The sequence below is a fragment of the Janthinobacterium sp. SUN033 genome, assembly GCF_030397595.1.
In the GTDB taxonomy this organism is placed as follows: domain Bacteria; phylum Pseudomonadota; class Gammaproteobacteria; order Burkholderiales; family Burkholderiaceae_D; genus Janthinobacterium; species Janthinobacterium kumbetense.
Map to the genome: position 1 here is coordinate 345,980 of NZ_JAPQNV010000003.1, position 11,929 is coordinate 357,908.

The 11,929-nt window shown below is 71.2% G+C and carries 4 protein-coding genes; all 4 read left to right on the top strand.

Annotated features, from left to right (window positions below; translation table 11 throughout):
* Positions 1-159 precede the first annotated feature (159 nt).
* The 4 genes from OX460_RS14605 to OX460_RS14620 all read left to right on the top strand — a co-directional run bounded on the left by OX460_RS14605 (position 160) and on the right by OX460_RS14620 (position 11,924).
* Entirely contained in the window at positions 160-7,191 is a 7,032-nt protein-coding gene (locus OX460_RS14605; RefSeq protein ID WP_289899091.1) for a hypothetical protein, read from the top strand.
* Between the two features lie 176 nt (positions 7,192-7,367).
* The gene (locus OX460_RS14610) at positions 7,368-8,582 is read left to right on the top strand and encodes a TolC family protein (RefSeq protein ID WP_289899092.1); all 1,215 of its coding nucleotides are present in this window, start codon (positions 7,368-7,370) and stop codon (positions 8,580-8,582) included.
* Positions 8,583-8,610: 28 nt separating this feature from the next.
* A complete protein-coding gene (locus OX460_RS14615) occupies positions 8,611-10,758 on the top strand; it encodes an ATP-binding cassette domain-containing protein (protein ID WP_289899093.1) in 2,148 nt (715 codons plus the stop codon).
* Complete coding sequence (locus tag OX460_RS14620; protein ID WP_289899094.1) at positions 10,755-11,924, top strand: HlyD family type I secretion periplasmic adaptor subunit; 1,170 nt, start codon at positions 10,755-10,757, stop codon at positions 11,922-11,924. Before OX460_RS14615 ends, OX460_RS14620 begins: the two co-directional genes overlap by 4 nt.
* The last annotated feature ends 5 nt before the right edge of the window (positions 11,925-11,929 follow it).

Consider the following 11,929-nt stretch of genomic DNA (forward strand, 5'->3'; position numbering starts at 1 on the left):
TGCCAGTTATGTTTTACTTTCACCATCTGCATCGGCAATACCCAATTTCAACCACGGCCCAAGCCACGCCGGAGTAAGCAAGGAAACGAAACACATTATTGATTTTTTAATATCTTAAAAAATTGAACGAACATATAACCTTCTTCCGGAGATTTTCAAATGGCCACCACCCAAAATCCAGCACAAGTTCCCGTCAATGCCGAAGGCGCTGGCGTCAAGGTCGCTACGCCCGCTAAAAAAGCGGTCAATCCGAAAAACGGCGACCGCAAGCAATATGACGAAGACGAGCTGATAAAAGGGGCCGATGCCAGCTCGACCATGCCGCCTGAAAATGTCGTGGAAGTCACGGGAAGCGCCGATAGTGGCAATGCCGCTGCCCTGGGCACGGCCGCAGCGGTGGCGGCAGCCGCCTTGGCAGCCGGTGGCGGCGGTGCGGCCGCAGGCCAGGCCGGCAATGGCAGTGCCGATCCCGGCACGTCGCAAAGCGACAACAACGGCGGCGCCGCGGGCGCGGCAGGCACCGGCGCGGGCGCGGGCGCCGCCGGCATCCCCAGCGGCAGCGTCGTGGATGTCGCAGGAGCATCAGCTGGAGCGGGTGCAGGCGCCGGCGCCGGCGCTGCAGGCGGCCTGGGCGGACTTGGCGTGCTGGGCGCGCTCGGCGGCCTTGGCCTGGTAGCCGCCGCAGCAGGCGGTGGCGGAGGCGGTGCCGCGGCTGGCGGTTCTGGCACCGGTGGCACGGGCACTGGCGGCACGGGCACGGGAGGAACCGGTGGCACGGGAGGAACGGGCGGCACCGGCGGTACGGGCGGCTCGACCGGCGGTAGCACGGGAAATCAATCCACGACCACGACCATTACCGACGCGGCCGTGCTGGCTGCAGCAGCAGCGGTCGCGGCGGCCAGCAATGCCCTGGCCGATGATGCCGCCGCCGCGGCAGCCGCCGCCACGGCAGCAGCTGCGCTGGCAGCGGCGAATGCGGCCACGCTCGCCGACCAGCAGGCTGCCGCCGCTGCAGCTGCAGCGGCAGCAGCCTTGCTCGCAGCCAATAACGCCACCAGCGACGATGTGCTGGCCGCCAGCACGGCAGCCGCCGTGCCCGGTGCGCAAGCCGCTGCCACGGCTGCCACGACCGACGACAACGCGGCCGCGGCTGCTGCCGCGACCGCCGCCATTTCGCTGGCCGCCACCACGTCGGCACAAAATGCCGATGCGGCTGCCGTCACGGCCGCCGCCAACGCCGCCGCCGCGCACGCCGCTGCCGATGCGGCACAGACGCAAGCGGACCAGACCAACGCCCCCGCACTGCAATTGATCGCCGATGCGGCCGATGTCGTCTCCACCGCCGCCAATACCCAGGCAGCGCTGACCGATGCGGCGGCGCTGGGCGTCATCTCGGCCAATGATGCCGCCGCCGCCGCTGCCGCCACGGCGCTGGCCAATGCCACGGACGCCGCCGCGCTGGACCTGGCGGCCACGGCCGCCGCTAATGCCGCCGTCACGGCCGGCATACAGGCCAGCCTGACGGACGCCGCCGCCCTGACAGTCATCTCCGATGCCGATGCGGCCACCGCCGCCGCGGCCGCCAGCGTGGCCGCCGCCACCGATGCCGTCGCCCTGACCGCCGCCTCGAATGCGGCCGCTACCGCGGCAGCGAATGCGGCAATCAACGCCAATGCCAGCGACGCCGCGGCACTGGGCATCGCCGCCACGGCGGCAGCGAATGCCGCTACGTCGGCCAGCACGCAAGCAGGACTCACCGACGCCGTGACGCTGACCATGGCAGCGGACGCCGCCGCCGGCGCAGCCGCCTGGGATGCCTCGATCGCCAACGCCACCGATGCGGTGGCCCTGCAGGCCGCCGCCGATGCGGCCGCCACGAACGCCGCAAATGCGCAGACACAAGCGAACATGACGGACGCGCCCACCCTGGGGCTGATCGCCGATGCCGCCACCCTGGCGTCAGATGCGGCGCAGGCGCAGGCCGACCTGACCGACGCGGCAGCGCTGGCCCTGATTTCCAGCGCCGATGCCGCCGCAGCGGCGACAGCAGCCACCCTGGCCGGCAACACGGATGCCGCCGCGCTCGACATCGCTGCCGCCGCTGCCGCCACTGCCGCCGCCAACGCCGTGGTGACAGCCAACCTGAGCGACGCAGCCGCCCTGCAGATCACGGCCGATGCCGCCGCCAACACCGCGACCGCCGCCGCCACGCAAGCGGCGCTGACCGATGCGGCCGCGCTGCAAATCGTCTCAGATAATGACGCTGCCGCCGCGCTGGCGGCGCAAACTACCGCTGACCAGACGGACGCTGCCGCCCTGGCCGCTGCCGATGCGGCGGCGGCCAGCGATGCCGCGAATGCCCAGGCAGTGGCCGGTCAGACCGATGTAGTTGCTCTGCAGCAAGCTGCCGACCAGGCGGACGCGGATGCGGCGGCCGCCCATTCGCAAGCGAGCCTGCTGGACGTCAACGTCGCCCTGAATGCCTTCAACCTGGCCAACCTCGCCGCCCTGGCCGCCAACGTCACGGCCGGGCAGACCAGCGTCGTCGACCTGACGGCGACCGTCAATGCCTTGCAGCTCGACGCCGATGGCGCCGATGCCGATGCCAGCCTGACGGACGCCCTCTTCCTCGCCGGCATCTCCGCCGCCGATGCGCTAGCGGCGGCCGGCCTGCAGGCCACCGCCGAACTGACGAATGCCGATGCGCTCATCACCGCCGCTGCCGCTGCCGTCTCGGCGGCGGAAACAGCCGCCCTGCTGGGCGGGATCGACATCTCGGCCGTCAGCGCCGCGGCGGCGGCCCAAGCTGCCGCCACGGCAGCAGCGGCCACCGCCGCGCTGACCGATGCCGGCGCACTGGGCCTTGTCTCCACCGCCGATGCCGCCGCCGAACTTGCCGCCCAGGCCGCCGTCAGCACACTGACGGCCGCCAATACGCTGGCGCAAAACGCCCTGACCGCGGCACAGCTCGTGGCCGGCCAGACCGATGCCGCGGCCCTGGCCGTGGCGTCGTCGACCGCCGATGCGGCCGCCGCCGCAGCCGTCACGACGGCGGGCCAGACGGACGCCATCGCGCTGAGCCTCATTTCCAACGCCGATGGCCTGGCTGCCGCCTCGGCCGCCAGCCTGGCGGCGCTGACGGATGCCACGGCGCTGGGCGTGATCTCGACCACCGATGCCACCTTGGCCGCCACCCTGCTGACAACGGCCAACTTGACGGACGCTGCCGCCCTGGGCCTGGCCGCCGCCGCGGCGGCCGCCGCCGCCAATACGGCGACGAATGTTGCCAACCTGACCGATGCGGTGGCACTGGGCACGCTCTCGGCCGCCGCCACCACGGCCGCCAATACGGCCGCCGCCACCGCCTCGTTGACGGACGCCACAGCCCTGGGCCTCGTCGCCACGGCCGATGCGGCGCTCGCCGCCACGGCGCAGACGACAGCCAACCTCACCGATGCCGTGGCGCTGGGCCTCGTCTCGACGGCCGCCAACACGGCCGCCAGCCTGGCTGCCACGACAGCCAACCTGACGGACGCCGTTGCCCTGGGCACCGTCTCGGCGGCCGCCACGGCTGCCGCCAACACGGCTGCCGCCACCGCCGCGCTGACCGATGCCGTGGCCCTGGGGTTGACGGCCACCGTCGATGCGGCCGCCGCCACCGCCGCGCAAACAACGGCCAGCCTGACGGACGCCGTCGCCCTGGGCCTGGTGGCGACCGTGAATGCCACGGCCGCCGCGACCGCCGCCACCGTCGCCGGCCTGACCGACGCCGTCGTGCTGGGCACCCAGCATACGCTCGACGTCACGGCCGCCACCGTGGCCGCCACCAAGGCGGCGCTGACGGACGCGGCCGCGCTGACCACCATCGCCAACAACGATGCCGCGAGCGCCGCTGCGGCTGCCGCCTATTCGGCCGCCCATCCACTCGACCTGGTGGCCGCGCTGGCCGCCACCGTGGCCGCCACCACGGCCGGCCTGTCGCACACGGCGGCGCTGGCGGCGCAAGCCGACGATGCGGCTGCCGCCTCGACGGCCGCCACGGCTGCCGCCTCGCTGGTCACGCTGAACAATGCGATTGCCGCCGACAATGCCGCCACCGCCGCCGCCACGCTGGCCCTGACCTCGCAGGCCGCCGCCACGGCGGCGCAGCTGGACGACACTCTCGCGGCGACCGCCGCTGGCGTGGCCGCCACCTCGCTGGCAGCGGCGCAGGCAGCGCAAGCGGCCGATGCCGCCGCCGCCGCGACGGCAGCGACGGCAGCCAATGCCCTCGCCGCCCTGAATGCGGCCCTGGCCGCCGACGCGAATGCGGCAGCTACCGCCGCGGCTGCCGTCACGGCCAATGCAGCCACGGCCGCCGCCGTTGCCGACGATCTGGCCGCCGCCACGGCCGCCACCGTCGCCAATGCCTCGCAAGCGGCCGCGCAAGCGGCACAGCTGGCCGACAATGCGGCCGCCAGCGCCGCCACCATCGCCGCCAATGCATTGACCGCGCTGAACCAGGCACTGGCTGACGATGCGGCCGCCGCTGCCGCCGTCCTCAACTCCACCAACGCCACGGCCGCCGCTGCGGCCGCTACCGCCGCCGATACGGCCGCCGCCGCTGCCGCCGCCGTCGCCGCCATCTCGGCCGCCGCCACGCAGCATGCGCAGGCGGACGATGCCGCAGCAGCAGCCGCCGCCCTCACGGCGGCCATCTCGCTGGCCGCCACACAGGCCGCGCAGGCGGCCGACCTGGCCGTCGGCACGACGGCGGCGGCGGCAGCAGCCGCACTGGCCGCCCTGAACCAGGCCCTGAACGACGACAGCGTCGCCGCAGCAGCGGCCACGGCGGCCAACAATGCGCAAGCGGCCCTGAATGCGGCCACGACGGCGCTCAACGCGGCAATCCTGACGGCCAGCGCCTCGCTCGCCGCCACCAATGCCGCCCTGGGCGCCGACGCCACGGCGGCAAGCACGGCAGCCGCCGCAGCGGCCGCGCAAGTCATTGCCGACGCCGCGCTGCAGGCCGACGCCGGCCTGGCCGCCCTCGCCACGGCGGCCAACAATGCACTGGCCGCAGCCAGCGCCGCGCTGGCCGCCGACGATGCGGCCGCCAGTGCCGCGCACACGGCGGCCCTGTCGGCAGCCGCCACGCTGGCGGCGCAATTGGCCGACACGGCCGCCCTCAATGCCCATGCGGCGCTCAACGCGGCCATCGCCAACCTGAACGCGGCGGTAACGGCCGATACCAACGCCCTGGACGCCGACAATGACAAGACGCTCAAGCTGAACCTCCTCATCTCCGCTCAAAATGCGTCCGATGCGGCAGCCCAGGCCGACGCGAATGCGGCAGCCGCCCATGCGGCGCTGGCGTCGGCCCAGGCCGACGATGCAGCGGCCGTCACGGCCGCCAACAATGCGGCAGCCGCGCATGCGGCGGCCGTCGCGGCGCAGAACGCCGATGCCGTCGCGGCAGCGGCGGCGGCGCAGGCAGCCATCTCGCTGGCCGCCACGCTCAATGCCCAGGCGGATGACGCCACGGCAGCAGCGGCCGCCACGGCAGCAGCGAATGCGCAACTGGCATTGAACGCGGCCCTCGCCGCTGACGCCAACGTCGCCGCCACCGCAGCTGCAGCCGCCGCCGCCCAGTTGGCGGCGCAAAACGCGCACGACGCCGATGCCGCCGCCGCGGCAGCCGCCGTCGCGGCCGCCATTACCCTGGCAGCCACACAAGCGGCACAGGCCGATGACGCGGCGGCCGCCCTGGCCGCGGCCAACGCCGCCAACGCCCAGGCAGCGCACAACGCCGCCGTCGCCGACGACCAGGCCGCAGCGGACGCCGCAGCCGCCGCCTCCCTCGCACAAGCAGCAGCGACTGCCGCAGCCGCCGCCGATACTGCCGCCACCGCCAGCGCCGCGGCGGCAGCAGCGGCACTGCTCGCCGCCCAGGCAGCACAAGCCGACGACACGGCCGCCAACCAGGCTGCGGCAAATGCCGCCGCCGCCACCGCCGCGCACACGGCAGCCATCGCCGCCGATGCCCTCGCCATCAGCACGGCGGCAACGGCAGCCACCGCCCTGGCCGCCGCCACCGCGGCGCAGAACGACGATGACGCCGCGGCAGCCGCAGCAGCCCAGGCCGCCATTTCGCTGGCCATCACGCAGCAGGCACAGGCCGACGATGCGGCAGCGGCAGCGGCCACCGTCAACGCCAACAATGCGGCCGCAGCCGCGCTGGCCGCCCATGCCGCCGATGCGGCCGCGCCGCTGGCCCAGGCCCAGGCCGCCGCCTCGCTGCTGGCCTTCCAGGCCGCGCAAGCGGACGATGTCGCCGCCGCCAACGCGGCGGCAGCAGCGGCCCAGGCACATGCCAATGCCAATGCGGCCTACACGGACGATGCGGCAGCGGCCCAGGCCAACGCCGACGCGCAGGCAGCCGATGCGGCCCTGGTGCAAGCGAACGCCCTGGCCGCGCAGACGGACGCCAGCGCCCTGGCCGTGGTGTCGGCGGCGGACGCCGCCCACGCCGCCGCCGTGCAAGCGCTGGCCGACCAGACCGATGCCGTGGCGCTCACCCAGGCCGCCGATGCGGCTGCGGCAGCCGCCCTGGCTGCGGCGCAGACGGCCAACCTGACGGACGCCACCGCCCTGCACCTGGCTGCCGATGCGGCCGCCGCCGCCGCCCTGCAGGCGCAGGCGCAGGCGGACCTGACGGATGCAAACTCGCTGACGGTGTCGGCAAATGCCGCGGCCGCAGCGGCAGCGGCAGCCCAGGCGCACGCCGACCTGACGGATGCGAGCCAGCTGTTCGTGCTGAGCCAAAACGCCCTGCACAACCCGCTGACGGTGAGCGACTTCAGCACCGGCCTGCCGGCCGCCGGCGGCGACGTGATCGACATGTCGGCCATCGCCCACCTGACGGCAGCGGTGGCGGTGGGCGTCAACCTGAGCACGGACTTTGGCAACGACAACCTGTTCATCTTCGATGGCACGTCCGTGTCGATCGGCGCGGCAGCCAGCGCCATCGCGGCCGACAACAGCGTCCTGTCGGGCCAGGGCTACATCGTCATCGCCGATGCGCAGAACAGCGGCGCCGTGACGGTGTACCACTCGAGTGACCTGAGCAACGCCAACGCCATCGACACGGCGCTGGTGCTGCTGAGCGGGGTGAACATCACGCAGCTGACGGCGGCCAACTTCATCGTCTGAAGCAGGGCACCCACGCCAGGCACGGCAGCGGGAGCGCACAGCGGCGCGCTCCCGCCCCACCTTGAAATGCGTCAGGCCTCGGGCCGGAAAAATACGGGATGAGATCAAGCGGTTCCCCAGCATTGTCCTCACTGCCACGCATCGCGGCCCTGCTGATGGCCGCGGCCATGGCATCCATGGCATCTTTCGCCCATGCCCAGGGCGCCACCGCCTGGAGCTTCGACCAGGTCTTGCAGCAGGCGCTGCAAAGCCATCCCGCCGTGCAGGGCAGGCGCTCGGCGCAGGCGGCCGCGCGGGCCGACCTCGATGGCGCGCAATGGCAGCGCTTTCCCAGCCTGTCGGCGGAAGTCCCCACCGGTTCGCAGGAAACGGGCGGCGTGGTGCGCATCGAGCAACCGCTGTGGAGCGGCGGGCGCATCGACGCCGGCATCGATGCCGCCAGCAGCCGGGTCGACGCGGCCGGTGCCGCCATCGAGGAAGAACGCCTGACCCTGTCCCTGCGCGTGATCGCCGCCTACACCGAGGCGTTGCGCCAGACGGCGCGCGTGCGTTCGGCCGAGGCGGGCCTGGCCGAGCACCAGCGCCTGCTGGACATGATCAAGCGCCGCGTGGTGCAGTCGGTCAGCTCGCAGACGGACCAGCGTCTGGCCGAGTCGCGCGCCTACCAGGCGGCCAACGACGTGTCGAATGCGCGCCAGGCGCTGGACAACGCGCTGGCGCAGCTGTCGCAGCTGGCGGGCAAGCCCGTGCGCCTCGTCAGCACCACCGGCATCGGCGTGGGCGAACCGCTGCCCGACGCCAGCCTGGAACGGGTCATGCGCCAGGCCATCGACTATTCCCCCACCCTGCACCGCCTCGATTTCGAGGCGCAGGCCGCCGATTCCGAAATCACCATGCAGCGCTCGGCCTACATGCCGAAAGTCGTGCTGCGCATGGAAAAGCCGACGGGCGGCATCAATGCCGACAACCGCACGCGCGCCATGCTGGTGCTGCAGGCGCAGCCGGGCGCCGGCCTGTCGGCCAAGGCGGGCGTGGATGCCGCCGTGGCCCGCCGCGAAGGCGCGCGCGCCGCGCACGACGTGGCCGAACGCGAGGTGCGCGAGCGTTTCACGCTGGACTGGAACGAGGCCGAGGCGAGCCGCCAGCGCCTGGGCAACGCGGGCGAGGCCAGCACCACCTCGACGCAGGTATTCGAATCGTATGCGCGCCAGTACGTGATCGGCCGCAAGAGCTGGAACGACGTGCTCAACGCCGTACGCGAAGCGACCCAGGCACAGTTTTCGCTGGAAGACACGCGCGCGCAGGCGATCGCCGCCAGCCTGCGCCTGGCCGCGCAAACGGGCACCCTGGCCGGGCGCACGGCGCCGGCCGCGTCGGTGCGCGCCGATTGACCGCCACAGAACACGAACAGGAGACAGCGTGGATACCTCCATCAAACATGGCTTGCTGACACTCATCGAGCGGGCCGCCCGCCTGACGGGACAGCACGTGCCCGCCGCCCGCCTGGCCGACCTGCAGCGCCAGCTCGATGACGTCGACGACAACGGCGCCCCCGGCACGGTGTTGACCGCCATCTGGCAGGCGGCCGGGCTGGAAGGTGCGGCGCGCCCGCTGCACGAGCCGACGCCGGGCGAGCTGCCGTTCGCCGTCTACAGCGCCAGCACGGGCTGGGGCTTGCTGCAGTCGCGCGGTGCCGACGGCGCCTGGCGTGGCGAAGGCATCGACGGGCGCGCCCTGCAACTGGCCTCGCTGGCCGGCCTGGCTTGCGTGGGGCTGCCGCGCCGCAGCGAAAAAAGCGGCGCCCGGCCCGGCGCCCTGGCCCTGGTGCGCAACGCCCTGTGGCTGAAGAAAAGCGTGTTTGTCGACGCCGTGCTGGCCACGGCGCTGGTGACCCTGCTGACCATGGCCACCTCGCTGTTTTCCATGCAGGTGTACGACCGCGTGATCCCGAACCAGAGCTTCAGCACCCTGTGGGTACTGGTGGTGGGCGTGGCCCTGTCGATCGGCCTGGAATTCATCCTCAAGCAGGTGCGCAGCCGCATCGTCGACCACTCGTGCAATGACGTCGACCATGAACTGTCCGAGTGGTTTTTCCAGCGCATGCTGGGCATCCGCATGGAGGCGCGCCCCGCTTCCGTCGGCACCCTGGCGGCGCAGGTGAAAGGCTTTGAGATGGTGCGCGGCGTGCTCACGTCGACATCGCTGTTCGTGCTGACGGACGTGCCCTTCGCCGTGATTTTTCTCGCCATGATCACCATCATCGGCGGCTGGCTGGTGGTGGTGCCGCTGGTGGCCCTGCCGCTGGCCCTCGCGTGCGGGCTGATGTTCCAGCGCGCCATCGAAAGCCATACGCGCAAGAACCTCAACGCCAGCAACCGCAAGGCCGGCTTGCTGGTGGAAGCCGTCGACGGCGTCGAAACGCTCAAGGGCAGCAGCGCCGAATGGATGATGCAGGCGCGCTGGGCCGAACTGGTGGCCGAGAGCAGCCACGCGGAGCAGAATATCCGCGACTATGCGGCCCTGTCGCAGAACATCACGGCCGCCTTCCAGCAGCTGACCAATGTGGCGCTGATCTCCATGGGCGCCTGGTTCGTGGCCGAAAACCAGATGACCATGGGCGCTCTGATGGCCTGCACCATCATCAGCAACCGCGCCCTGATGCCCATCGTGCAGCTGCCCGCCGTGATGGTGCAATGGGCGCATGCGCGCGCTTCGATCGACGGCCTGGAACAGGTCATCAGCCTGCCCAACGAAGCCGACAATGCGCAGTTCGCGCTGACGCCGCGCAGCCTCGACACGGGCTTGCGCTTCGAACGCATCCGCTTTACGTATGGCGGCGCGCAAAAGGTGGCGCTGGAAGTGGAAAACCTCGCCATCCGCCCCGGCGAGCGCGTCGGCCTGGTGGGCGCCATCGGCTCGGGCAAGAGCACCCTGCTGAAACTGGCCTCGGGCCTGTACCTGCCGGCCGAGGGGAAAGCCTACCTGGGCGACGTCGACATGGCCCTGCTGGCGCCGGCCGTGGTGCGCGAAATGGTCGGCTACCTGCCGCAGGAAACGCGGCTGTTCAGCGGCACCCTGCGCGACAACCTGTTATTGGGACTGGCCGACCCGGGCGAGGAAGCGATCCTGGCCGCCGCCAGACGCACGGGCCTGATCGAGCTGATACTGGGCCAGCCACGGGGACTGGCGCTGGGCATCACCGAAGGCGGACGGGGCGTGTCGGGCGGCCAGCGCCAGTTGATCGCCGTCACGCGCCTGCTGCTGGCCAAGCCGCGCATCTGGCTGCTCGACGAGCCGACGGGCGCCATGGATGCGAAGACGGAAGCGCGCATCGTCGGGCTATTGGGCGAACTGGCGGCCGAAGGCGTGACCATGGTCGCCACCACGCACAAGAACGCCCTCCTGCCCCTGCTCGACCGCCTGGTGGTGCTGCAGGCGGGACGGGTGCTGCTGGACGGCCCGCGCGATGCCGTGCTGGCCAAGCTGTCGGGCAAACCGCAAGCCGTTCCCGCTTCCGCGCCCGCGCCGGTGGTCCAGGCAGCGGCAGCGCAAGGAGCCGTCGCATGAAACTGGCCAGGGTCGAAACGAGGGAAGAAGCGAAACGGGGCCGGGTGCTGATCTGGAGCTGCACGGCGGCGCTGGCGGGCGTCATCGCCTGGGCTTCGTGGGCGGAGCTGGATCAGGTCACGCGCGCCAACGGCCAGGTGATCGCCAGCTCGCGCAACCAGATCATCCAGGTGGCCGATGGCGGCGTGCTGGCCGAGTTGCGCGTGCATGAAGGCAGCGTCGTGAAAAAGGGCGAATTGCTGGCCCGTTTCGACCGCACGCGGGCCGAGACGAGCTACCTGGAAAGCACGGCCAAGGCGGCGGGGCTGAAGGCGGCCGTGGCGCGCCTGCAGGCGGAAGTGTTTGGCGGCGCGCCGAAGTTCCCGCCCGAACTGCAGGCGTTTCCGGAATTTCGCGCCAACCAGCTGGCCCTGTTCAGCAAGCGCCAGGGCGCCGTGCAGGCGGAAGTGGGCTCGCTGGAAAGCGCCATGAAACTGATCAAGGAAGAGCTGGAAATGAATCTGCCGCTGCTGGAAACGGGAGACGTCAGCCGCGCAGAAGTGCTGAAACTGCGGCGGCAAGTGGTCGACATCCAGGCGCAGATCACCAACCGCCGCAACAAATACCTGCAAGACAGCCAGACGGACCTGGTGAAAGCCCAGGAAGACCTGGCCGGCGTGCTGCAAACGGTGACCCAGCGCAAGGAGCAGCTGGGTTCGACGGACATTTACGCGCCCACCGACGGCATCGTGCGCAACGTGCGCCTCACTACCCTGGGCGGCATAGCCAAGCCGGGCGAGGAAATCCTGCAGATCGTGCCCACGGACGATGACCTGATCATCGAAGCGAAAGTCAAACCGGCCGACATCGCCTTCATCAAGCCCGGCCTGCCCACGGCCGTGAAACTGGACGCCTATGACTACGGCATCTACGGCCGCCTGCGCGGCACCGTCAGCTACATCAGCGCGGACACTTTAAGCGAAGACAACAAGGGCAACGAGCAGCCGTACTACCGCGTGCAGATCAAGACCAGCGGGCGCAACCTGATGGGCAAGAATGGCGAGCCGATCCTGATCCAGCCCGGCATGACGGCCACCGTGGAAATCAACACGGGCCGCAAGACGGTCTTGCGCTACCTGACGAAACCGATCACCAAGACGTTCTCGGAGTCGATGGGAGAGCGGTGACGCAG